This is a genomic window from Brevibacterium sp. LS14 (assembly GCF_012027885.1).
Lineage (GTDB): Bacteria > Actinomycetota > Actinomycetes > Actinomycetales > Brevibacteriaceae > Brevibacterium > Brevibacterium casei.
On the sequence record NZ_SJXG01000060.1, the window covers coordinates 414,657 to 436,906 of the forward strand.

Consider the following 22,250-nt stretch of genomic DNA (forward strand, 5'->3'; position numbering starts at 1 on the left):
ACCTGCCGGATTCGGGTTATGTTGCTCTGACAAGGCATTCACGACGGCGTGAGGAGTCCGACGATGGTGACGGCGAGCGGCACTGCCGACTACCTGCCCCTGGCGAACGCCCCGCTGCTCTGGATCCTCGCACTCGCGGTCATGGGCGTCGTCGTGGTCCAGTCGCTCATCTACATGTCCGCAGTGCGCAGGAACGCGGAGTCGGCGGGGATGACCCAGGCCGAGGTGACGCGGGCCTTCCGGGCCGGTGGAGTCGCGGCGATCGGGCCGTCGCTGGCCGTCGTCCTCGTCGCGATCGCCCTCCTGCCGCTCTTCGGCACTCCCCCGGTCATCGTCCGCGTCGGCCTCATCGGCTCGGCCGCCACCGAGGTCGCCTCCGCCTCGATCGCGGCGGGCACGATGGAGGCGAATCTCGGCGATGCGACGTTCACCCGCGGCGTCTTCATCGTCGCGCTCATGGCGATGAGCCTCTCGGGGGCGGGGTGGATGCTCGCCACGCTCATCCTCACCCCGATCTTCCGCCGCAGCTCCCACAGGCTCGAGAAGGTCAATCCCGCGCTCATGTCGATCATCCCCGGGGCCGCACTGCTGGCCGCCTTCGCGGCCCTGACCTTCCGAGAGATCCCCAAGTCGCCGACCCACATCATCGCGATCGCCGCGTCCGCCGCCGTCATGGCCGTCTGCCTCCTCCTCGCCCGCACCCTGCGCCAGTCCTGGCTCAAGGAGTGGGCGCTGGGGATCGCCGTGCTCGCCGGACTCGTCGCCGCCTACTTCGCCCACTACGCCGGCCTCGGCGTCGCCCCGAGCTGATCGACCCGCACAGAGGAGCCCGACCATGCCGCCTTCCATCACCACACCGTCCCACGAGGCGTTCGAGAGGACGACGACGAAGTGGGGCTCGATCACGCTCTTCGCCGGGTTCCTCATCGCCACCTCGGTGCCGTTCTATCTCCTCTTCGTCGCGCAGGCCGACATCACCGTCGGCGACATCTTCACGGCATTCCTCGCCGTCTTCGCCGTCTACGGCGTCTTCTACATCGTCGAACCGCTCACCTACTACCCGATCCTCGGCCCAGCCGGGATGTACCAGGCGTTCATGATCGGCAACATCGCCAACAAGCTCCTCCCCTCGGCGATCGTCGCCCAGGACACGATCGGGGCGAAGCCGGGGACCCGACGAGGCGAGTATGCCGCGACGATGGCGATCTGCGGTGCCGCCCTCATCCACGTCTTCTCCATGGTCCTCTTCGTCGGCGTCCTCGGCACCTGGCTGGTGACGATCATCCCCGAGGACATCACCCTCATCGCCCAGCTCTACATCCTCCCGGCGATCCTCGGCGGGGTGACCATCCAGCTCATCGTCTCGCTCCGGCAGGTCAAGGCGACGATCATCGCGCTCACCGTCGCCGCCCTCGTCATCCTCGTCCTCATTCCGATCGTCCCCGTCCTCGCCCCCGGGGACGTCGCTATCGTGGTCCTCGTGACGATCATCATCACGTGGTTCACGAGGAACAAGGCGGTCACCGACGTCCGCGACCCGGGTGACGATCCGACCGGCATCAACTGAGACCGTGACCCATGAGACCCTGACCCTGCGAGAGACAAGGACACCATGTCGCTGAACACCGAGATCGGCACCGCGATCACCGACACCCTCGCCGAGGCGGTCGCCGACTACGAGGACTTCCACCGCTCCCCGGAGCTCTCGATGCAGGAGATCGAGACCGCGAAGGCGATCGCCGACCGTCTCGAGGCCCTCGGCCTCGTACCGCAGGCCTTCGGCGGCACCGGGGTCGTCGCGGTCATCGAGAACGGCGAGGGCCCGGTCGTCGCCTTCCGGGCCGACACGGACGGTCTGCCCATCGCCGAGGACACCGGCCTCCCCTACTCGTCCACTGCCGAAGGCATCCTCCCCGACGGCACGACGACCCCGGTCATGCACGGGTGCGGGCACGACACGCACATCACCGTCGGCCTCCACCTCGCCCGGGCCCTCACCGCGCACCGGGACGCGTGGTCGGGCACCGTCGTCCTCCTCTTCCAACCCGGTGAGGAGATCGCCGCGGGCGCGAAGGCGATGCTCGAGGACGGCCTCTGGGAGACCGTCCCCAAGCCCGAGGTCGTCTACGGCCAGCACGTGTGGCCGGGGCGGGCCGGCGACATCTACGTCTCCTCGGGCACGGCGATGGCGATGTCCGACTCCCTCCGGGTCACCGTCCGCGGCAGGCAGGCCCACGGCTCACAGCCGGAGAACGCGATCGACCCGATCGTCCTCGGAGCCTTCATGATCACCCGCCTGCAGACCGTCGTCTCCCGCGAGATCTCGGGCCGGGACGCAGCCGTCGTCACCGTCGGCACCTTCCACGGCGGGCTCAAGGAGAACATCATCCCCGAGACCGCGGAGTTCACCCTGAACATCCGCACCTTCGACGAGGATGTCCGTGCCACCGTCCTCGACCGGGTGCGCCGGATCATCGCCGCCGAGGCGCAGGCATCGGGGGCACCGGAACCGATCATTGAGGAGATGCACTCCTTCCCCCGCTGCTTCAACGATCCCGACGCGACCGCGGCCTTCGTCTCCGCGACCGAGGCCGAACTCGGCGCCGCCCACGTCCATGTCGTCCCGGCAGTCACCGGCAGCGAGGACGTCGGGGCCTTCGCCGACGCGATCGGGGTCCCCCTCGTCTACTGGTTCTTCGGCGGGTACTCCCCCGCCTCCCTCGACGGCGACGAACCCCCGGCCGGCAACCACTCCCCGCACTTCGCCCCCGACGACGTGCCGACGACGCTCGAGACCGGCCTGCGCGCGGCCCTGACCGCCGTGCTCAGCCGGGTCGGGAAGTGAGCGGCATGGACGACCTGAGGTGGCTGAGCACCCGTGAGCTCGCGGCGAGGATCGCTGCGAAGGAGATCTCCGCCAGGGAGGCCCTGACCGATCAGCTGCGCCGCATCGACGAGGTCAACCCGGCGATCAACGCCGTCGTCACCCGCGACGACGACCGCGCCATGGCCGAGGCCGCCGCCGCCGACGAAGCGCTCGCAGCCGGAGAGGAGGTCGGCGTCCTCCACGGGGTGCCGATGACCCATAAGGACACCCACGACACGGCGGGCATGCGCACGACGTGGGGTTCGCCGATCATGGCCGATCGGGTACCCGAGGCCGACTCGCTCATCATCGCCCGCCTCCGCCGGGCCGGGGTGATCACCTCGGGGAAGACGAACGTGCCCGAGTTCGCCGCAGGCTCCCACACCTTCAACCCCGTCTTCGGCACCACCCGCAACCCCTACGACCTCACGAAGTCCGCCTCGGGCTCCTCGGGCGGGGTCGGGGCCGCCCTGGCCGCGGGCATCCAGGCCTCCGGGGACGGCTCCGACATGGGCGGATCCCTGCGCTCGCCCGGCTCCTTCAACAACGTCGTCGGCTTCCGCCCCTCGAACGGACGGATCCCCCACACCCGTCCGGGCAATCCCTTCGCGTGGCTGGCCCAGAGCGGGTTCATGGCCCGCACCGTCTCCGACGTCGCCCTCCTCATGAGCGTCGCCTCCGGACCCGAACCGGGTGCACCGGCCTCCCTGCCCGACCCCGGGTCCGTCTTCAACCTCCCCGAGTTCCGCCTCGGCGCCGAGGCGGTACCGCAGCTCACCGGCGTGCGGATCGGCTTCAGCCCCGACCTCGGAGGCCTCCTCCCCCTCGATCCTGAGGTGCGGGAGATCGTCTCCGGCACCGCTGCGGTCCTCGAAGGACTCGGTGCCCGGGTCTCGGACACGATCCCCGACCTCAGCGACGCCGACGAGGTCTTCACCGTCCGCCGCGCGCTCGACTTCGTCGGCTCCTGGGGCTCCCTCCTCGAGACGGACCGGGACCGGATGAAGGACTCCGTCGTGTGGAACATCGAGCAGGGTCTGCGCCTCACCGGCGCCGAGGTCGCCTCGGCCGAGACCGCGCGCGCCCGGCTCAGCGCCGAGGTCGAGGGGTTCTTCGCCGATCACGACGTCCTCGTCCTCACGACCTGCCAGGTCCTGCCCTTCGACACGGGCCTCGAGTACCCCACGGAGATCGACGGCGTGGCGATGGAGTCCTATCTCGACTGGATGCGGGCGCTGTGTCTGATCTCCGCGACCGGCTGCCCGGCGATCTCGGTTCCCGCCGGCTTCTCCGACTCGGGCCTGCCCGTCGGGGTCCAGTTCGTCGCCCGGCCTGGCGACGACGTCCGCCTCCTGTCCATCGCCCACGCGTTCGAGCAGGCCACCCGAGTGAGCGACCGCCACCCGGAGATCCCCGCCGCAGGCCCGCAGGACCTGTCCTGACCTCGAAGGTTCGGCTTGCCTCAGCACTGTTTGCCGAGCCTTTCCACACTGGAACGGTTCCAGAAATGGTGTCACGATAGTCTGGACGCGGGCGGCAGACCGCCGCCGGCCACAGCCTTTAGGAGATGCACATGCACATGAGCCCCGCAATGCAGAAGGTCCTCGGCGAGCAGGTCACACTCGAGCTCGAGGCCTCGATGGTCTACCTGCAGATGTCGATCCAGCTCGACGATCAGGACCTGCCGGGCATGACCCGGTGGATGCGCGCACAGTCGGAGGAGGAGCAGGTCCACGCGGCGAAGTTCATCCAGCACTGCGTCGATCGCGGCTTCGCCCCGCAGATCGGCGACATCGCCGCCCCGAAGGTCTCGGGTTCGCGTCCGCTCGACTTCTTCAAGGCCGCTCTCGCGCACGAGGAGAAGGTCTCCGAGTCGATCCGCAACATCTACCGGACCGCGCAGTCCGAAGGCGACCTCGACGTCCTGCCGCTGCTCAACTGGTTCATCGACGAGCAGGTCGAGGAGGAGGCGAGCATCAGCGAGATCATCGGCCGCCTCGAGATCGTCGGCGACAGCGGCTCGGGTCTGCTCTCGATCGACAACGCCCTCGGCTCGCGTCACCCCGACATCACCGCCGAGAGCGAGTGAGCACCGCCTCCCTCCTCTGAGACGACGGCCGGTCCCCTTCCCGGGGGCCGGCCGTCTTCTCAAACCCCGAGGACGACCTGGGCGAGGAGGAGGACCGGGGGCAGGGTGAGGAGCATGAGGACCGTCTGCACGGCGATGAGCGCGGCCATGAGCTCGGAGTTGCCGCCGAGCTGACGGGACATGACATAGCCGGAGCTCGCGGTCGCGATCGCCTGGAAGATCAGCCCCACCGCCGCGGCGACCGGGGGCACATCGGTGACGATGAGGGCGGCGAGGCTGAGGCCCGGAAGGACGACGAGCTTGGCCGCGGTCGAGGTGATGAGCGCTCCTGCGTGGTCGCGCAGCGAGAATCGGCGCAGCCCCGCGCCGACGCACAGCAGCCCGATCGGCAGGGCCGCTGCGGCGAGCGGGTCGAGGACCGCAGAGGCGAGGTCGGGCACCGGCACCCCGACGAGGTTCCACACTCCCCCGGCTGCGCACCCGAGGACGAGGGGGTTCGTCGCGACGACGCGCAGCATCCCGAGAGCCGTCCGCGGACCGGTCCGCAGCAGAGCGAACCCGAGGCTCGAGACGATGTTGACCGTGGGCACGAGGATGGCAGCGACGATCGCGGCCAGGGCCGCCCCCTCGGACCCGAAGAGGCTCGCAGAGATCGACAGGCCGATGTACGTGTTGAACCGGATCCCGCCCTGGAGGACCGAGGTGAAGGACGGGAGATCCTGCGCGACCACGGACCTGAGTACGACGAGGGCGAGGGAGACGAGGACGGTGGGGATGACGAGCGCCGCCGTCAGCGGCAGGAGCGGGACGTGGGAGACGTCCACCTCGGCGACGGAGGCGAAGAGGAGGACGGGGAGGAGGCAGTAGTACGCGAGCCTCTCGGCCCCGGACCAGAACTCGGCGGCGCCGAACATCGGCACGGCACGCAGCGCCCGGCCGCCGGCGATGAGGACGACGACCGGGACGAGCGCGAGTAGGATCGGAGACAGGCTCATATTCGTTGAGAGTTCCATGAGCACGCGACGATTTCAAAGTTGAGTGTGATTGACTCAATGTAAAGGACCCCTGCAGAAAGGATGCCCATGGCCACCCGATTCGATCCCATCCGCGACCTCGACCGCTTCTTCACCGAGGTGACCCGGAACCCGAACGCGACGACCCTGCCGATGGACCTCTACCGTGACGGTGAGGTCTTCATCGCCGCGATCGACATGCCCGGCGTCGAGCCATCGAGCATCGACGTCGACGTCGAGGACCGGACGCTGACCGTGCGCGCTCAGCGCACCTCGCCGGTGGGCGACAAGGACGTCAAGTGGCTGACCCGGGAGCGGACGACGGGCACGTACGCCCGTCAGCTCACGCTCGGCAACCGTGTCGCCCTCGACCGCATCCGCGCCGAGTACGAGGACGGAGTGCTCACGCTGACGATCCCCGTCGCCGAGGAGGCGCGGCCGCGCAAGATCAGCGTCCAGCACCAGGCGCCGAAGCAGACCGAGGTCGTCGAGTCCACCGAGGTCATCGAGACCGACGACGAGCAGCGGCTCTGAGGGGTCTCAATCCCTCACCCGTCCGGCGGGGTCGCACGAGGTGCGGCCCCGCCGGTCAGGACCGCACCGGTTCGAGCACATAGGCCAGGCACATGTACGGCAGGTCGACGGCACCGTCGATCGGGTGCTCCTCGGTGAGGTAGCCGCGCAGATTGGACTCGACCCGCGCCCGTGTCGCCGCATCCGACCGCAGCCAATAGGAGCGGGTGCGGGCGAGGTCGACGATCCCGTCGATGTCGAGCGGGGTGGCGAAGTCGATGACCGCACGGTCGACGAGGGAGAAGCCGTCGGGTGCGGGGACGTAGGCGGGGCGGTAGACGTCGCCGGCATGCATGATCCGGCTCAGCCGCAGCACCCAGTCGACGCGGACGTCGAGCTGGTTGATGAGGATGAGCAGCCTGCCTCCGGGGCGGAGGATCCGGCCGATCTCGATCGCCGCGGCCGCCTCGTCGAACCAGTGCCAGGCCTGGGCGACGGTGACGACGTCACACGAGGCGGTCGGCAGACCCGTGTCCTCGGCGGTGCCTGTGCGGCCGGGGGCGGGATTGCGGAGCAGGGCCGCCTCGTCGGGGTCGACGGCGACGACGGCAGCCCCGCGGTCGAGCAGCTGCCGGCTGAGGATCCCCGTCCCCGCGCCGAGGTCGCACACGTCGAGGCCCGTCCATTCCCGTCCGAGGAGGGAAAGGGCGTCCGCCGGATAGCCGGGTCGCACCGCGTCGTAGCGGTGCGCCTCGGCACCGAAGCGGGTGCCATGAGCGGCGCGGGCGCGGGGCCTGACCATCGCTCTCTCCTCTCCCCCGGTTCCGGCGCCGTCTCCGGGCTGGGCGCCGAGTCTCGGCATCCAACTCTAGCGGTCCCCGTCGCACCGTGTGATTAGGATGGGAGGACCGGCGAGAACCAGCGCCGACACCTCGGCGAGAAGGAGCATCGATGACCTCTACCCCCGACCTCGAGTCCGCACTCGAGGCAGCCTCGCGCGCCTACGAGGAGTTCGCCTCCCGCGGGCTCAGCCTCGACATCACCCGCGGAAAGCCCGGAAGCGAGCAGCTCGACCTCGCAGACGGCCTCCTCACCGCGGTCAGCGGCGACGACGTGCGCACACCGGGCGGGGTCGATGCGCGCAACTACGGGGGGATCGAGGGCATCGTCGAACTCCGGGAGCTCTTCTCTCCGCTGCTCAAGGTCCCCACCGAGCAGCTGCTCGCCGGCGGCAACGCCTCGCTCACCCTCATGGGCCAGGCGCTCACCTTCGCCCTCCTCCACGGCACCGCCGTCTCCGGCGACCCATGGGGTGCGGGACCGCACAGGCTCATCTGCCCGGTCCCCGGCTACGACCGTCACTTCACGCTCGCCGAATCCCTCGGCTTCGAGCTCCTCTCCATCCCGATGGACGATGAGGGGCCCATCGTCGCCGAAGCTCAGCGCCTCGCCGAGGACGAGACCGTCAAAGGGATGTGGCTCGTGCCGATGTACTCCAACCCGACCGGCATCACGATCACCCCGGAGCGTGCCGCGCAGCTGGCGGCGATGCCGGCGGCCGCCCCCGACTTCACCCTGCTCTGGGACAACGCCTACGGTCTCCACCACCTCCGGGAGGACCATCCCGAGAACCTCGACATCCTCTCCCTCTGCGCCGAGGCGGGGCACCCGGAGCGCCCCTGGATCTTCGCGTCGACATCGAAGATCACGCACGCCGGATCCGGGGTGTCGTTCTTCGGGGCCGGGCCGGAGACGATGAGGTGGTTCATCGCCAACCTCGGGAAGATCGCGATCGGTCCGGACAAGGTCAACCAGCTGCGCCACCTCCGCTTCTTCGGCGACGCCGAGGGAGTCGTCGACCACATGCGCAAGCACGCCGAGATCATCGCCCCGAAGTTCGACGCCGTCCTCGACGCCCTCGAGACCGGTCTCGGCGGCACGGAGCTGGCGACATGGACGAAGCCCGACGGCGGGTACTTCATCACCCTGACCACACTCGAGGGCACGGCGGAGCGCATCGTCAAGCTCGCCGCCGAGGCCGGGGTCAAGCTCACCCCCGCCGGTGCGACCCACCCGTACGGGATCGACCCCGGCGGGAACGTCATCCGCATCGCCCCGACGATGCCGAGCCTGGGCGATGTCGAACTCGCCGCCGAGGGACTCGTCGCCTGCGTCAAGCTCGCCAGCTACGAGAAGCTCCTCGCCGGCTGAGCCGCGGTCCGACCACGCGAAGGGGCACCCGGTCCGACCGGGTGCCCCTTCGCGTATTCCTCAGACCTCAGGGGTCCCGGATCAGTATTCGTAGAATCCGCGTCCCGACTTCACCCCGAGCAGTCCCGCATCGACCATCCGGGAGAGGAGGACGGGCGGCTTGGCCGCCGGATCACCGGTCTCGGAGAAGATGCTCTCGGCGGCGAAGAGGCACGTGTCGAGGCCGACGAGGTCGGCCAAGGCGATCGGGCCCATCGGGTGGGCGCAGCCCTTGACCATGCCCGCGTCGATGTCCTCCTTCGTCGCGTAGCCGGACTCGAGCATCCTGATCGCCGAACACAGGTACGGAATGAGGAGGGCGTTGACGATGAACCCGGGTCGGTCCGAGGCCTGGACCGGGGCCTTGCCGAGGACCTCGGAGACGAACGCGGTCGCTGTCTCCCTCACCTCCTCGGCGGTGAGCACGGAGGAGACGATCTCGACGAGGGGCTGGACCGGTGCGGGGTTGAAGAAGTGGATCCCGAGGACCCGTTCGGGTCGGGACGTCGCCTGGGCGAAGCGGATGATCGGCATCGACGAGGTGTTCGAGGCGAGGATCGCGTGCTCATCGGTGACGACGGCATCGAGACCGGCGAAGATCGAGCGCTTGACCTCCTCGTTCTCACTCGCCGCTTCGATGACGAGCTGGCGGTCGGCGAGGTCGGCGATGTCCGTGGTGAAGCGCAGCCGGGCCAGTGCCGCCTCCGAGTCGCCGGCGGTGAGCTTTCCGCGCTCGACGGCCTTGGCCAGGGACTTCTCGATCCGGGTGCGTCCGGCGTCGACGGCCGCGGTGTCGACCTCGGAGACGATGACGTCGCAGCCGGACTTCGCGAGCACCTCGGCGATGCCGGCTCCCATCAGTCCGCTGCCGACGACAGCGGTGCGTGCGATGACCATAGGTGTCTTCCCTTCGTTGTCTGTGTCCGTCGGTGCGGTCATGAGGCGAGGAACCACGAGGCGGAGCGGATCGCCTTCATCGCCTCACGCCGCCTCTCCCCCGGCAGTGTCTGGATGTAGACCTGGCCGTCGAGGTGGGCGACCTCGTGCTGGATCATCTGCGCGAACACCTCGGTGCCGGAGATCTCGACCGGGTTGTTCTGCGCATCGACGCCGCGGGCGCGGGCGAACTCCCACCTCGGTGTCGGGAAGAAGAGCCCGGGCACGGACAGGCAGCCCTCCTCGATGTCGCGCAGCTCACCTCCGACCTCGACGATCTCCGGGTTGATGATGTATCCGGTGCGGCCGTCGACATCGTAGCCGAAGGCGCGCAGCCCGACTCCGATCTGCGGTGCCGCGACCGCCGCCCTGCCCTCGGGCAGCGAGGAGTCGACGAGGTCGGCGGCCAGTGCAGCCACGGAGTCGTCGAAGACCGTGACGGGGGCGCAGACGGTGCGCAGCACCGGATCGCCCCACAGGCGGATCTCGCGCTCAGCCACCGATGACCGCCACGAGATCGCCGCCTTCGAGCTGGGAGACCGAGTCGATGGCGACTCGGGAGATCGAGCCCGAGGAGGGCGCGGTGATCGAGGCCTCCATCTTCATCGCCTCGATCGTCGCGATGACGTCACCGGTCTCGACGGTGTCGCCGACGTCGACCTGGAGGGTGACGACCCCGGCGAAGGGGCTCGCCACATGACCGGACTGGGTCGGGTCGGCCTTCTCCGCGGTCTTGACGTCGGTCTCGACGGAGCGGTCGCGGACCTCGAGGGGACGCAGCTGTCCGTTGAGGGTGAACATCACCGAGCGCATGCCGCGCTCGTCGGTCTCCCCGATCGCGCGCAGGCCGATGAGGAGGTTCTTGCCCTTGGAGAGCTCGACCGTGTGCTCATCGCCGGAGGTGAGACCGTAGAGGTACTCAGAGGTCTCGACGACGGACAGGTCGCCGTAGCTCGCGCGCATCCGGTCGAACTCCTTCGTCGGTCCGGGGAAGAGCAGCTCGTTGAGCTTGGCCTGACGCTCCGGTCCCGGGGTCTCGAGAGCCGCCGCATCCGCCTCGGCGAGGTCCTCGACGACGGGCTTGTGGGTGCGGCCCTCGAGCGCCTTCGAACGGAACGGCTCCGGCCATCCGCCGGGAGGATCGCCGAGGTCGCCGGAGAGGAAGCCGATGACGGAGTCGGGGATGTCGAACTTCTCCGGGTGCGCGGCGAACTCCTCGGGGTCGACGCCGGCACCGACGAGGTGGAGGGCAAGGTCGCCGACGACCTTCGACGACGGGGTGACCTTGACGAGGTGGCCGAGGATGTCGTCGGCGGCCTCGTACATCCGCTCGATCTCCTCGAAGCGCTCCCCCAGGCCGAGAGCCACGGCCTGCTGGCGGAGGTTGGAGAGCTGCCCGCCGGGGATCTCATGGCGGTAGACGCGACCCGTCGGCCCCGGCAGACCGGACTCGAAGGGCGCGTAGACCTTGCGCACGGACTCCCAGTACGGTTCGAGGTCCTGGACCGCGGCCAGGCTGATGCCGGTGTCGCGCTCGGTGTGCTCGAACGCGGCGACGAGGGCGGAGAGGCTCGGCTGGCTCGTCGTCCCCGCCATGGCCGCCGAGGCCGCGTCGACGGCGTCGGCTCCGGCATCCGCGGCGGCGAAGAGGGTCGCGAGCTGACCGCCGGCGGTGTCGTGGGTGTGGACGTGGACGGGCAGGTCGAAGTTCTCCCGCAGGGCGGTCACGAGCTTCGCAGCCGCGGCGGGGCGGAGCAGTCCGGCCATGTCCTTGACGGCGAGCACATGAGCACCGGCGCCGACGATCTCCTCGGCCAGCCGGAGGTAGTAGTCGAGGGTGTAGAGCTCCTCCCGCGGATCGAGGATGTCCGAGGTGTAGCACAGGGCCACCTCGGCGATCGTCGTGTCGGTGGCCCGGACGGCTTCGATGGCCGGGCGCATCTGTGTGACATCATTGAGGGCGTCGAAGATGCGGAAGACGTCGATGCCGGTCCGCGCCGCCTCGTCGACGAAGGCATCGGTGACCTTCGTCGGGTACGGGGTGTAGCCGACCGTGTTGCGTCCGCGCAGGAGCATCTGCAGGGCGATGTTCGGGATCGCCTCCCGCAGCTGGGCCAGGCGCTCCCAGGGATCCTCGCCGAGGAAGCGCAGCGCGACATCGTAGGTCGCCCCGCCCCACGCCTCGATGCTCAGCAGCTCGGGCGTCATCCGGGCGACGTGCCCGGCCACGGCGAGGAGATCCCGGGTGCGCACCCGGGTGGCGAGCAGCGACTGGTGGGCGTCGCGGAAGGTCGTGTCGGTCACGGCCAGCGGCGTCTGCTGCCGCAGGGCACGGGCGAAGCCCTCGGGGCCGAGCTCGAGGAGACGATCACGGCTGCCGGCCGGCGGGGCCTGGGCGAGGTCGACCTCCGGCAGCTTCTCCGCGGGACGGAGATGGACCTTCGCTTCGCCGTGGGGGCGGTTGACGGTGACGTCGGCGAGGTAGTCGAGGACCTTCGAGCCGCGGTCGGCGCTCACCCGGGCGTCGAGAAGCTGCGGACGCTCCTCGATGAAGGATGTCGCGATATCGCCCTGGATGAAGGCGTCGTCCTCGAGGACGGCCTGGAGGAAGCCGATGTTCGATGACACGCCGCGGATGCGGAACTCAGCGAGCGCGCGCCGGGCCCGGGACACGGCCTGGGCGAAGGTGCGTCCGCGGCACGTGAGCTTGACGAGCATCGAATCGAAGTGCGCACTCACCGAGGCTCCGGCATGGACGGTGCCGCCGTCGAGGCGAACGCCCGCGCCGCCGGCAGAGCGGTAGGCGGTGATCGTGCCCGTGTCGGGCCGGAACGAGTTCGCGGGATCCTCGGTGGTGATGCGGCACTGCAGGGCCGCGCCCTTGATCCGCAGGTCCTCCTGGCGCAGGCCGAGATCCTCGAGGCTCTCCCCCGCAGCGATGCGCATCTGCGAGGCGACGAGGTCGACATCGGTGATCTCCTCGGTCACCGTGTGCTCGACCTGGATGCGCGGGTTCATCTCGATGAAGACGTGCTTGCCCGCCCGAGGTCCCTCGGTCTCGAGGAGGAATTCGACGGTGCCGGCGTTCTGGTAGCCCAGCGCCCGGGCGAACTTGAGGGCATCGGAGTGGAGGGCGGCTGCGATCTCGGGATCGAGGTTGGGTGCCGGGGCGATCTCGATGACCTTCTGGTGGCGCCGCTGCAGGGAGCAGTCGCGTTCGAAGAGGTGGATGGCGTTCGAGTCGTTGTCGGCGAGCACCTGCACCTCGATGTGGCGGGGGCGCTGGACGGCCTGCTCGATGAAGACCGTGGGATCGCCGAACGCGCCTTCGGCTTCGCGCATCGCGGCCTTGAGCGCGTCCTCGAGCTGGGAGGCCTCCGAGACCCGGCGCATGCCGCGTCCGCCGCCGCCGGCGACGGCCTTGACGAAGAGCGGGTACTCCATCGACTCCGCGTCGGCGAGCAGCTGGGCGACGTCGGCGGAGGGACGGGTCGAGTCGAGCACGGGGATGCCGGCGCTGCGGGCCGCCGAGAGCGCCTGCACCTTGTTGCCGGCGAGTTCGAGGACATCGGCCTTGGGGCCGATGAACGTGATGCCGTTCTCAGCGCACGCGCGGGCGAGGTCGGGGTTCTCGGAGAGGAAGCCGTATCCGGGGTAGACGGCGTCGGCGCCGGACTCCTTGGCCACGCGGATGATCTCCTCGACGCTGAGGTAGGCGCGCACGGGGTGGCCCTTCTCGCCGATCATGTAGGCCTCGTCGGCCTTCATCCGATGCTCGGAGTTGCGGTCTTCGTAGGGGAACACAGCGACGGTGGAGGCACCGAGCTCGTAGGCCGCGCGGAACGCGCGCACCGCGATCTCTCCGCGATTGGCCACAAGGACTTTAGAGAACATCTGTGTTTCTCGCTTCTGTATCGATCGCCGCAGGGCGATGCGTCGACGGGCTGTCGAGAGACCACTCTACTCAGTGACCTGTGCCACTGAATGCAGGGGGTCCTGGTTTCGCACGACGCCCGGTCCTCGGCGTGGTCGGGCCTGCCGCGCAGGACCGGATACGTTACCGTAGGAGGGTGCTTGTCCTCAGTATCAGCAGTCTCAAAGGCGGCGTCGGCAAGACGTCGGTGACCCTCGGTCTCGCTTCGGCGGCCTACAACCGCGGCATCCCGACGCTCGTCGTCGACATGGATCCGCAGGCCGATTCGTCGACGGGCCTCGATGTGCCGACCTCGACGAAGGTCGACATCGCCGATGTCCTCGCGGCGCCGAAGTCGCAGAAGATCCTCTCCGAGGCGATCATCCCCTCCGGCTGGGTCGGCGAGACGAAGGGCCACCTCGACGTCATCTCCGGCTCGCCCCGGGCCGCCGAGTTCGACCGTCCCTCACTGTCCGAACGCTACCTGCGTCGGCTCGAGGACGCGCTCAGTCGGATCGCCAAGGGCTACCGGCTCATCCTCATCGACTGCCCGCCGAGCCTCAACGGGCTCACCCGGACCGCGTGGACGGCGAGCAGCCGTGTCGCCGTCGTCACCGAGCCCAGCCTCTTCTCCGTCGCCGCCGCCGATCGCGCCCTGCGCGCCGCCGACGAGCTGCGGCAGCGCGGCACCTCGCAGATCCAGCCGCTCGGCCTCGTCGTCAACCGCGTCCGTGCAGGCTCGACCGAGCACGACTACCGGATCCAGGAGATGCGGGAGATGTTCGGTCCCCTCGTCCTCAATCCCCCGCTGGCCGAACGCGCAGTCATGCAGCAGGCCCAGGGATCCGCCCGACCTATCCACTCGTGGCCGGGCAAGCCCGCCGAGGAGGTCGCCTCCTCGTTCGATGCGCTGCTCGAGCGCGCCCTGCGCTCGGAGAACATCCGTGGACGCAAGGCGGCGAAGCAGTCGTCGTGAGCCGGCGCTGCGCACGCCGGACCTGAGGCAACCGGATCTGAGACAACAGTGAGGGCCCCATCCGATCGGATGGGGCCCTCACTCTGTGGGACTGTTCGGACGAAGAGGTCTGAGTCGACCTCAGCCGAGCTTCTGTGCGCGGCGCTGCGCGAGTTCGTCCATGGCGAAGAGCGTCGAGTCGTCTTCGGGGAGGCGTTCGCTCGGCAGTTCGGAGAGGCTGCCCTCGACCTCGTTCCACACGCGGCCGACGGCGATGCCGAAGACGCCCTGCCCACCCTGGAGGAGATCGACGACCTCGTCGGGGGACGTGCATTCGAAGACGCTGGCACCATCGGACATCAGAGTGATCTGGGAGAGGTCCTCGACGCCGCGGGAACGGAGGTGGTCGACGGCGGTGCGGATCGACTGCAGCCCGACGCCGGTGTCGAGGAGGCGCTTGACGATCTTGAGGACGAGGATGTCGCGGAAGCTGTAGAGGCGCTGGCTGCCCGAGCCGGTGGCGTTGCGGATCGAGGGGGTGACGAGGTCGGTGCGCGCCCAGTAGTCGAGTCGACGGTAGGTGATGCCGACGACCTTGCACACGGTCGGACCGCGGTAGCCGGCCTCCTCATCGAGGACGGGCAGGTCGTCGTCGAACAGGAGCCCCTGTGCCGCGGACGGCAAGGGCGTCGACTCGACGCTTTCGTGACTTGAGCGGTTCACACCGACTCCTCCTTATAGTCCCTGGGGGAAGTGAGGTCGCGTGGTCGGGCAGAGAATGAAGCCATTCTACCGCTCTTCGCAGCGAACCTACAGTGGGATTCAACAACTCCAAACTATTGTGCCGGACTCGGAGGGACAAACACCCCAAGGTAACGATTTGCGCGTGTCGCCGTTATGGGAGTATTCGAACACCGCGAGCCGCGCGTCGGCTCAGTTCGCCGGTTCGGGGGCAGGGCCCTCGTCGGCCTCCTCGGCGGGCTTCTTCGGCTTCGCGGAGGTGAGCAGCTTCGTCTTCACGGTCGAGGCGTAGGTGTCGACGTACTCCTGGCCGGACAGGCGCATGATCTCGTACATGATCTCGTCGGTGATCGACCGGAGGAGGAACCGGTCGACGGGCAGCCCCTCGTACTTGGAGAAGTCCATGGGCGAACCGAAGACGACGCCGACGCGTCGGAAATTCGGAATGAGACGGCCGGCCGGCTGGATCTTGTCGGTGCCGATGATCGCCACCGGGATGACCGGGGCCCCGGATTCGAGGACGAGGCGGGCGATGCCGGTGCGGCCGCGGTAGAGCTTGCCGTCGGGAGACCGGGTGCCCTCCGGATAGATGCCCAGCGAATTGCCTTCGCGCAGGACCTTGAGTCCGGCCTCGAGCGAGGCCTGCGAGCCGGAGCCGCCGCCGCGGTCCATCGGGAGCTGATTGTTGAGCTTGAAGAACCAGCGCGTCACCGCTCCCTTGATGCCGCGACCGGTGAAGTAGTCCTTCTTCGCGAGGTAGACGACGGGGCGGGGCGCAAGCAGGGGGACGAAGATCGAGTCCATGAAGTGCATGTGGTTGCCGGCGATGATCGCCGGCCCGTCCTGCGGCAGGTTGTCCAGCCCCCGCACCCACGGACGGAAGAGGATCCGCAGGATGGGTCCGGCCAGGACCCGCTTGAGAAACCAGTAGAACACGTGCACCCTTCCATGTCACGACGCTTTGTCGTCCCCGGTCATCATATATCCAACTTCCGACGGCGAGGACCGCCGCCGACGATGCCCGAATGCTGTGTTCGTGGGATGCTGGGAGCATGGAGATCGACTTCGCACCGCTGCCTGCTCCGCGGGCCGCGTACTCGTCCGTGTCGCCTCGCGCCGACGTCGCCGTCCTCTTCCTCCACGGCATCACCGGCTCCCCGGCGGCGTGGCATCCGATCGCCCGCGCCCTGGCCGCCGACGACCTCAGCGTCAGCGTCCCCCTGCTGCCCGGCCACGGTACGACCTGGCGGGATCTCGCCGCCACGTCGTGGTCGGACTGGTTCGCCGCCGCCGAGGCGGAGCTGCGGTCACTGCAGGCCGACCATGAGCACGTCGTCGTCGCCGGGCTCTCGATGGGCGGGGCGCTCAGCCTCGCCCTCGGCACGCTTCCGAAGCCGCCTGATGCGATCGTCGTCGTCAACCCGGCGCTCTACGTCGACTCCCCGCTCGCCCCGCTGCTGCCGGTCCTCTCCCGGATCGTGCCGACGGTCGCGGCGATCGGCAACGACATCGCCCACCCGGGACGCGACGAGTACGCCGGGGACCGGACTCCGGTCGCGGCGGTCGCCTCGCTCGCTTCGGCGCTCACCGGCCTGCGCACCGACCTCTGGGAGATCACCTCTCCCGTGACGGTCCTCGTCTCCGGTCAGGACAACGTCGTGGGTCCGCGCAGCCTCCGCGTGCTCCGCTCCCGGCTGCCCGAGGCTCCCGAGATCATCGCCCTGCGCCGATCCCGCCACGTGGCCACCCTCGACTTCGACGCCGAGGTCATCGCCGAGGCGGTCGCGACTGCCGCCCGCGGGACCACCGTGCGGACCGCCTCGGCGGGGGAAGGTTCGACCGCCTCGGCGGGAGGGGTCTCGGCCGCCTCGGCGGGAGGGGTCTCGGCCGCCTCGGCGGGAGGGGTCTCGGCCGCCTCGGCGGGAGGGGAAGGGAATAGACCCGCGCCGGGGATTGCTGATGAATGACATGAACGGAGACGACGAGCGCGAGGACTGGCGCGACCACGTGCCCGAATCCGAACGGATCGGCGACTCGTCGCGCATCAGCGACAGCCACTGGGACGACCTCGTGGCCCGGATCTCCGAACCCGATGCTCCGATGAGCGAGATGCCGGTCGAGGAGATCCGGGAGAGGCTCGAGGAGACCGAACGCTGGGAGCCGGAGCCGGCTGCCCCGATCGGCTGGCGCACAGCGCCGCCGACGTTCATGCTCTCCATCGCAGCGACCCTCGGCGCGGTCGTCCTCCTCATCGTCGGGGTGGTCCTCTTCCGTCCCTTGCCGACGTGGTTCCTCCTCGTCGGACTCGCCGTCGGCATCGGAGGCGCCGTCGGACTCTTCTTCCACCTGCCCACCCGCTCGCGCACCGAGGGCGGCGACAACGGGTCGTCGGTGTGAGTCCGCGTCAGCACCGGATGGCACACTTCTAGGCATGTCGTCACCGGCCACGCCCTTCGACCGCGCCCCGCACGGACTCGAGCGCACCCAGCTCTCGTTCGCCGACATCGGCACTCCCCTCTATGAGGTCACCTTCGTCGTCGTCGACCTCGAGACGACCGGCACCCATTCGGGCACCTCGGAGATCACGGAGATCGGCGCGGTCAAGCTGCGCGGCGGCGAGGTCATCGGGGAGTTCCAGTCGCTGGTCAAACCCGAGCATTCGGTCATCTCCCCATTCGTCTCCCGGCTCACCGGCATCACCCACGCGATGGTCGACGACGCGCCCTCGATCCGCTCCGTGCTGCCGAGCTTCCTCGAATTCGCCGTCGGAGCGGTCCTCGTCGCCCACAACGCCCCGTTCGACATCGGCTTCCTCCGTTCGGCGTGCGAACGCCTCGACTACCACTGGCCGCAGCCGCAGGTCCTCGACACCGTCACCCTCTCCCGGCGGGTGCTCGGCCGGGACGAGGTCCGCAACCACAAGCTCGGGACCCTGGCCGCGCACTTCGGCACGGTGGTCGAACCCGACCACCGTGCGCTCTCCGATGCGCGGGCGACCGGCGAGGTCCTCCACCGTCTCCTCGAGCGCTTCGGCGGGTACGGGATCACGACGCTCGAGGAGCTCGCCACGGTCCGCCAGTCCGGGTGGGCGAAGCGGCAGGCGAAATCCCATCTCGCCAAGGGCGTGCCCGCCGAGCCCGGGGTGTACATGTTCCTCGACGGCACCCGCAGAGTGCTCTACATCGGCAAGTCGGGCAATATGGCCCGGCGCGTGCGCGGGTACTTCAACGCCTCGGAGAACCGCGGCCGGATGGCCGAGATGGTCACCGCCGCCCAGGAGGTCTCGTGCCTGCCGTGCGCCCACGTCCTCGAAGCCGAGGTCCGGGAGGTCAGGCTCATCGGCGAACTCGCGCCCCCGTACAACCGGAGGTCGAAGAACCCGGAGCGAAACGCGTGGGTCGTCCTCAGCGACGAGACCTTCCCTCGGCTCTCCGTCGCCCGGGCCGTCTCCGCCCTCGAACGCTCGCCCGCTCCGCCGTTGGGCCCGTTCCGCTCCCGCAAGACCGCCCAGGCCGTCAAGGAGCTCCTCGAGACCCTCTATCCCGTCAAACGCTGCACCGCGAAGGTGACGGCTGTGACGGCGGCCGACCACCGTGCGTGTGTGAGCGCCCAGGTCGGTCAGTGCGGGGGTCCGTGCGCGGGGGTGAGCGACCCGGCGGAGTACGCCGAGCTCATCTCCGGTCTCCGTGCCGTCCTCGGTGGAGATCTCTCGACCCTGCGCGAGCACAGCGGAGCGCGGATGGCCCGGCTCGCCTCCGAGGCGCGGTACGAGACCGCCGCCGAGGTCCGTGACGGCATGCGGGCGGCCCTGCTCACCGCAGCGCGCGCCGAGACCGTGGCCGGGCTGGCCGCCGTCGCAGAGATCCAGTCATGGTCTCCGGCCCCTGAGGGCGGGATCGACCTCGTCGTCGTCCGCCACGGCAAACTCGCCGCAGCGGCACACCGGGCGAGCACAGCCGGACTCGCCGAGGCGTTCACAGCGTTGTCATCGACCGCGGAGTGGGTGCCGGCGCCGGGACCCTTCCCCTCCGCCGCCGATGCGCTGCCGGAGGAGACGCGGATGCTCGCGCACTGGCTCGAGACCGCGGTCGCGTGGCGCTCGAGCGGCGGGTGGGCGATGCCGGCCGCCGGCGCGAACCATCACGCGACCGCCTCAGGAGCCGTTCGCCTCGGCGATGCGGGTTGAGACCTCGACGAGCTGATCGAGCTTCGCGGCGCCGAGCCCGGCATCGACGGTCTCCTCGGCGATCGTCAGCTTCGCCGCGAGCCGTTCGGTGAACGAACCGGCGGCGACCTCGTCGGCGGCGACGAGGGCCGCAGCCGAGTTGATGAGGACGATGTCGCGCACCGCCGACGCCTCACCGGCGAGCACGGAGCGCATGATCGCGGCGTTCTCCTGCGGCCCGCCGCCGCGCAGCGCGTCCTTCGTCACTCTCTCGAACCCGAGGTCGAGGGCGTCGAACGTCGTGTGCTCGACCTCACCGTGCCTGACCTCCCACACGTCGTTGACGTCGGTGTTGCTCAGTTCGTCGAGACCGTCGCGGGAGCGGAAGACGACGGCCTGATGCCCGCGCTTGGCCAAGGTGCCGACGACGAGCGGCGCCATCTGCGCATCGGCGACGCCGATCGCCGTGTGTCGGGCGCGGGCCGGGTTGGTCAGCGGTCCGAGGATGTTGAAGGCCGTGGGCACGCTGATCTGCCTGCGCACCGCGGCGACGAACTGCATCGAGGGATGGAAGACGTTGGCGAAGCAGAAGGCCAGACCCACCTCGGCGCCGACCTGGCCGGTCTGCTCAGGGGTGATGTCGAAACGGACGCCGAGGGCCTCGAGGACGTCGGCCGACCCCGACGCCGAGGAGGTCGCGCGGTTGCCGTGCTTGACGACCCGCTGGCCGGTCGCGGCGATGATCATCGCCGCGGTCGAGGAGATGTTCGCCGTCTTCGCCCGGTCGCCGCCGGTGCCGACGATGTCGACGGAGTCCTCGAGGCCCGGCAGCGGTACGGCGTGGTCCATCATCGCCGAGACGAGTCCGGCGATCTCGGCGACGGTCTCGCCCTTCGTGTGATGGGCGGCGAGGAATGCGGCCATCGTCACATCGGGGACCTCGCCGGACATGATCTGATCCATCGCCCACGAGGCCTCCGCCTCGTCGAGGTCCTGACCGTGCATGAGCTTCATGAGGAGATCGGGCCAGTCCGCGATGCCGGCTTCCCGTGTCGATCCGGTCCCGGAGACAGGTGTCTCCGGAGCTGTCGTACGCGGCTGTTCCGTCATCGCAGAGGGCTCTCCAAACAGGGGACATCCACCGCCTCCGGACAGGAGGCGGAGCTTACCTGCGGCATCCTATCGCGTTCTCGACACGCGGGGTGGACGTCACACCGGAACGAGATTGCGGCACCAATCCGCGGTTTTCGCTACACCGTGTAGAAATTTCTCCTCTGAAACCTGGGTAAAAGGTGAAAACTCACCCCGAGACGGGTAATAATGGTGGGGTGTCAACTGCCACTGCATCCCAGACAGCGCCAGCACATCCGGTAGTCAATCGCCCGAATGTGACCACGGTGGGCTTCATCGTGTTCCTCGCAAGCGACCTGATGTTCTTCGCCGCGCTCTTCGCCATGTACTTCACCATCCGATCCGTCGTGCCGGGTCTGTGGGAGACGCGCACCGAGATGCTGAACGTTCCGTTCGCACTCGGCAACACCATCATCCTGGTGTCGTCGTCCTTCACCTGCCAGATGGGCGTGTTCGCTGCCGAGAGGTTCCGCCCACGGCGGACCGGCTCGCTGTTCAACATCGCCAAATGGGGCATGGTCGAATGGTTCTATCTGACGTTCCTCCTCGGCGCGGTCTTCGTGTCGGGCCAGGTCATGGAGTATGCAGAGCTCGTTCGCGAGGGTGTGGCCATCAACACCGACGGGTACGGCTCCGTCTTCTACCTCACCACCGGCTTCCACGGTCTCCACGTGACCATCGGACTCATCTGCTTCCTGCTCGTCATCGGACGTGCGTACGGGGCGAAGAAGTTCGGGCACCATGAGGCGACCTTCGCGATCTGCGTGTCCTACTACTGGCACTTCGTCGACGTCGTCTGGATCGGCCTCTTCGGCGTCATCTACCTCCTCCAGTAGCCGGCACCGAGCATTCGGTCGGACACTCGAAACTCCAAGCAAAGGACCATCACGTGAAGCTATTAGCAGATCGCCGCAGGCACCCGATGGCACTCGTCGTGCTCCTCCTCGTGGGCCTGCTGCTGACCGGCGGAGCGTACGCACTCTTCACCCAGACCTCGAGCGCGAATGCCTCAACGACGGCCAGCGCCTCCGACATCGAAGAGGGCAAGAAGCTCTTCGCCGCGAACTGCGCGACATGCCACGGCCTCAATGCCGAGGGCACGAAGGCCGGACCCGGACTCATCGGCGTCGGTGCGGCAGCGGTCGACTTCCAGGTCGGCACGGGTCGTATGCCGCTGCAGGCGAACGGACCGCAGGCCCGCGTCAAGGAACCGCAGTTCAACGACGAGCAGACCGCGCAGCTCGCGGCCTACGTCGCCTCGCTCGGACCGGGACCGGCGATCCCGGAGGAGCAGTACCTCGATCCTGCGAAGGGTGACCCCGCCGCCGGCGGCGGGCTCTTCCGCACGAACTGCGCGATGTGCCACAACGTCGTCGGCGCCGGCGGTGCGCTCACCCGCGGCAAGTACGCGCCGAACCTGTCCGAGGTCTCGCCCAAGCACCTCTACGAGGCGATGCAGACCGGACCTCAGAACATGCCCATCTTCAACGACGCGAACCTCACTCCCGAGGACAAGCGAGACATCATCTCGTACATCCGGGAAGTGTCGGAGAACCCCTCCCCCGGCGGATTCAAGCTCGGATCCCTGGGACCAGTGGCTGAGGGCCTCTTCATCTGGTTCTTCGGACTCGCCGCAGTCATCGGCATCACCGTATGGCTCTCCTCGAGGGCGAAGTGA

21 protein-coding genes are annotated in these 22,250 nt (G+C 68.9%); 13 read left to right on the top strand and 8 right to left on the bottom strand.

Annotated elements, in window-relative coordinates; genetic code table 11:
- Positions 1 to 63: 63 nt before the first annotated feature.
- The 5 genes from EZE58_RS16380 to EZE58_RS16400 all read left to right on the top strand — a co-directional run bounded on the left by EZE58_RS16380 (position 64) and on the right by EZE58_RS16400 (position 4,955).
- Positions 64 to 810, top strand: a complete 747-nt coding sequence (locus EZE58_RS16380) for a DUF5058 family protein (RefSeq protein ID WP_101623761.1) — start codon at positions 64 to 66, stop codon at positions 808 to 810.
- Positions 811 to 835: 25 nt separating this feature from the next.
- Positions 836 to 1,567: a hypothetical protein gene (locus EZE58_RS16385; RefSeq protein WP_167560930.1), complete on the top strand. Its 732-nt coding sequence runs from the start codon at positions 836 to 838 to the stop codon at positions 1,565 to 1,567.
- A gap of 45 nt (positions 1,568 to 1,612) precedes the next feature.
- Positions 1,613 to 2,845: an amidohydrolase gene (locus tag EZE58_RS16390; protein ID WP_167560932.1), complete on the top strand. Its 1,233-nt coding sequence runs from the start codon at positions 1,613 to 1,615 to the stop codon at positions 2,843 to 2,845.
- Positions 2,846 to 2,850: 5 nt separating this feature from the next.
- Entirely contained in the window at positions 2,851 to 4,308 is a 1,458-nt protein-coding gene (locus tag EZE58_RS16395; protein ID WP_167560934.1) for an amidase family protein, read from the top strand.
- 131 nt (positions 4,309 to 4,439) lie between these two features.
- Complete coding sequence (locus tag EZE58_RS16400; RefSeq protein WP_040341019.1) at positions 4,440 to 4,955, top strand: ferritin; 516 nt, start codon at positions 4,440 to 4,442, stop codon at positions 4,953 to 4,955.
- A gap of 59 nt (positions 4,956 to 5,014) precedes the next feature.
- Here the strand turns inward: EZE58_RS16400 and EZE58_RS16405 are convergent, their stop codons facing one another.
- Positions 5,015 to 5,950 (bottom strand): AEC family transporter, encoded by a 936-nt coding sequence (locus tag EZE58_RS16405; protein ID WP_167560936.1) that lies wholly within the window; start codon positions 5,948 to 5,950, stop codon positions 5,015 to 5,017.
- An 87-nt stretch (positions 5,951 to 6,037) separates the two neighbouring features.
- On the opposite strand from EZE58_RS16405, the gene EZE58_RS16410 reads away from it, so the two are divergent.
- Positions 6,038 to 6,502 (top strand): Hsp20/alpha crystallin family protein, encoded by a 465-nt coding sequence (locus EZE58_RS16410; RefSeq protein WP_167560938.1) that lies wholly within the window; start codon positions 6,038 to 6,040, stop codon positions 6,500 to 6,502.
- A gap of 55 nt (positions 6,503 to 6,557) precedes the next feature.
- Here the strand turns inward: EZE58_RS16410 and EZE58_RS16415 are convergent, their stop codons facing one another.
- Entirely contained in the window at positions 6,558 to 7,283 is a 726-nt protein-coding gene (locus tag EZE58_RS16415; RefSeq protein WP_167560940.1) for a class I SAM-dependent methyltransferase, read from the bottom strand.
- Between the two features lie 149 nt (positions 7,284 to 7,432).
- On the opposite strand from EZE58_RS16415, the gene EZE58_RS16420 reads away from it, so the two are divergent.
- Entirely contained in the window at positions 7,433 to 8,692 is a 1,260-nt protein-coding gene (locus EZE58_RS16420) for an aminotransferase (RefSeq protein ID WP_009375734.1), read from the top strand.
- Positions 8,693 to 8,773: 81 nt separating this feature from the next.
- Here EZE58_RS16420 and EZE58_RS16425 read toward each other — a convergent pair whose 3' ends face one another.
- From EZE58_RS16425 to EZE58_RS16435, 3 genes are read right to left on the bottom strand one after another with little or no spacing between them, the layout of a single operon-like run.
- Positions 8,774 to 9,628 carry a 3-hydroxybutyryl-CoA dehydrogenase gene (locus EZE58_RS16425; RefSeq protein ID WP_167560942.1) on the bottom strand — a complete coding sequence of 285 codons (855 nt, stop codon included), beginning with the start codon at positions 9,626 to 9,628 and terminating at the stop codon, positions 8,774 to 8,776.
- Positions 9,629 to 9,666: 38 nt separating this feature from the next.
- Entirely contained in the window at positions 9,667 to 10,167 is a 501-nt protein-coding gene (locus tag EZE58_RS16430; protein ID WP_009375732.1) for a peptide deformylase, read from the bottom strand.
- Positions 10,160 to 13,561: a pyruvate carboxylase gene (locus tag EZE58_RS16435; RefSeq protein ID WP_167560944.1), complete on the bottom strand. Its 3,402-nt coding sequence runs from the start codon at positions 13,559 to 13,561 to the stop codon at positions 10,160 to 10,162. Before EZE58_RS16435 ends, EZE58_RS16430 begins: the two co-directional genes overlap by 8 nt.
- A gap of 176 nt (positions 13,562 to 13,737) precedes the next feature.
- Between EZE58_RS16435 and EZE58_RS16440 the strand changes: the two genes are divergently transcribed.
- Positions 13,738 to 14,556 carry a ParA family protein gene (locus tag EZE58_RS16440; RefSeq protein ID WP_009375729.1) on the top strand — a complete coding sequence of 273 codons (819 nt, stop codon included), beginning with the start codon at positions 13,738 to 13,740 and terminating at the stop codon, positions 14,554 to 14,556.
- A 120-nt stretch (positions 14,557 to 14,676) separates the two neighbouring features.
- Here the strand turns inward: EZE58_RS16440 and EZE58_RS16445 are convergent, their stop codons facing one another.
- On the bottom strand, positions 14,677 to 15,258 hold the full coding sequence (locus EZE58_RS16445; RefSeq protein ID WP_101623769.1) for a MerR family transcriptional regulator: 582 nt from the start codon (positions 15,256 to 15,258) through the stop codon (positions 14,677 to 14,679).
- Between the two features lie 210 nt (positions 15,259 to 15,468).
- Entirely contained in the window at positions 15,469 to 16,212 is a 744-nt protein-coding gene (locus EZE58_RS16450; RefSeq protein ID WP_167560946.1) for a lysophospholipid acyltransferase family protein, read from the bottom strand.
- Positions 16,213 to 16,328: 116 nt separating this feature from the next.
- Here EZE58_RS16450 and EZE58_RS16455 point away from each other — a divergent pair, with 116 nt between their 5' ends.
- Genes EZE58_RS16455 through EZE58_RS16465 form a run of 3 tightly spaced genes read left to right on the top strand, consistent with a single transcriptional unit; the run spans position 16,329 to position 19,462 of the window.
- Entirely contained in the window at positions 16,329 to 17,243 is a 915-nt protein-coding gene (locus tag EZE58_RS16455; protein WP_167560948.1) for an alpha/beta fold hydrolase, read from the top strand.
- Entirely contained in the window at positions 17,236 to 17,673 is a 438-nt protein-coding gene (locus EZE58_RS16460; protein ID WP_240941349.1) for a hypothetical protein, read from the top strand. Before EZE58_RS16455 ends, EZE58_RS16460 begins: the two co-directional genes overlap by 8 nt.
- A 34-nt stretch (positions 17,674 to 17,707) precedes the next feature.
- On the top strand, positions 17,708 to 19,462 hold the full coding sequence (locus EZE58_RS16465) for a DEDD exonuclease domain-containing protein (RefSeq protein WP_167560950.1): 1,755 nt from the start codon (positions 17,708 to 17,710) through the stop codon (positions 19,460 to 19,462).
- On the opposite strand, the gene trpD is transcribed toward EZE58_RS16465, so the two are convergent.
- A complete protein-coding gene (gene trpD, locus EZE58_RS16470) occupies positions 19,430 to 20,551 on the bottom strand; it encodes an anthranilate phosphoribosyltransferase (RefSeq protein WP_205772313.1) in 1,122 nt (373 codons plus the stop codon). The genes EZE58_RS16465 and trpD overlap by 33 nt on opposite strands.
- 287 nt (positions 20,552 to 20,838) lie before the next feature.
- Here trpD and EZE58_RS16475 point away from each other — a divergent pair, with 287 nt between their 5' ends.
- Positions 20,839 to 21,408, top strand: a complete 570-nt coding sequence (locus EZE58_RS16475; protein WP_101623775.1) for a heme-copper oxidase subunit III — start codon at positions 20,839 to 20,841, stop codon at positions 21,406 to 21,408.
- A gap of 53 nt (positions 21,409 to 21,461) precedes the next feature.
- On the top strand, positions 21,462 to 22,250 hold the full coding sequence (locus EZE58_RS16480) for a cytochrome c (protein WP_040341016.1): 789 nt from the start codon (positions 21,462 to 21,464) through the stop codon (positions 22,248 to 22,250).

What these genes read in the sequence shown, in the direction of transcription:
- EZE58_RS16380 (WP_101623761.1), top strand. Translation starts at nt 64, where the DNA reads ATGGTGACGGCGAGCGGCACTGCCGACTACCTGCCCCTGGCGAACGCC.
- EZE58_RS16385 (WP_167560930.1), top strand. Translation starts at nt 836, where the DNA reads ATGCCGCCTTCCATCACCACACCGTCCCACGAGGCGTTCGAGAGGACG.
- EZE58_RS16390 (WP_167560932.1), top strand. Translation starts at nt 1,613, where the DNA reads ATGTCGCTGAACACCGAGATCGGCACCGCGATCACCGACACCCTCGCC.
- EZE58_RS16395 (WP_167560934.1), top strand. Translation starts at nt 2,851, where the DNA reads ATGGACGACCTGAGGTGGCTGAGCACCCGTGAGCTCGCGGCGAGGATC.
- EZE58_RS16400 (WP_040341019.1), top strand. Translation starts at nt 4,440, where the DNA reads ATGCACATGAGCCCCGCAATGCAGAAGGTCCTCGGCGAGCAGGTCACA.
- EZE58_RS16405 (WP_167560936.1), bottom strand. Translation starts at nt 5,950, where the DNA reads ATGAGCCTGTCTCCGATCCTACTCGCGCTCGTCCCGGTCGTCGTCCTC.
- EZE58_RS16410 (WP_167560938.1), top strand. Translation starts at nt 6,038, where the DNA reads ATGGCCACCCGATTCGATCCCATCCGCGACCTCGACCGCTTCTTCACC.
- EZE58_RS16415 (WP_167560940.1), bottom strand. Translation starts at nt 7,283, where the DNA reads ATGGTCAGGCCCCGCGCCCGCGCCGCTCATGGCACCCGCTTCGGTGCC.
- EZE58_RS16420 (WP_009375734.1), top strand. Translation starts at nt 7,433, where the DNA reads ATGACCTCTACCCCCGACCTCGAGTCCGCACTCGAGGCAGCCTCGCGC.
- EZE58_RS16425 (WP_167560942.1), bottom strand. Translation starts at nt 9,628, where the DNA reads ATGGTCATCGCACGCACCGCTGTCGTCGGCAGCGGACTGATGGGAGCC.
- EZE58_RS16435 (WP_167560944.1), bottom strand. Translation starts at nt 13,561, where the DNA reads ATGTTCTCTAAAGTCCTTGTGGCCAATCGCGGAGAGATCGCGGTGCGC.
- EZE58_RS16455 (WP_167560948.1), top strand. Translation starts at nt 16,329, where the DNA reads ATGGAGATCGACTTCGCACCGCTGCCTGCTCCGCGGGCCGCGTACTCG.
- EZE58_RS16460 (WP_240941349.1), top strand. Translation starts at nt 17,236, where the DNA reads ATGAATGACATGAACGGAGACGACGAGCGCGAGGACTGGCGCGACCAC.
- EZE58_RS16465 (WP_167560950.1), top strand. Translation starts at nt 17,708, where the DNA reads ATGTCGTCACCGGCCACGCCCTTCGACCGCGCCCCGCACGGACTCGAG.
- trpD (WP_205772313.1), bottom strand. Translation starts at nt 20,551, where the DNA reads ATGACGGAACAGCCGCGTACGACAGCTCCGGAGACACCTGTCTCCGGG.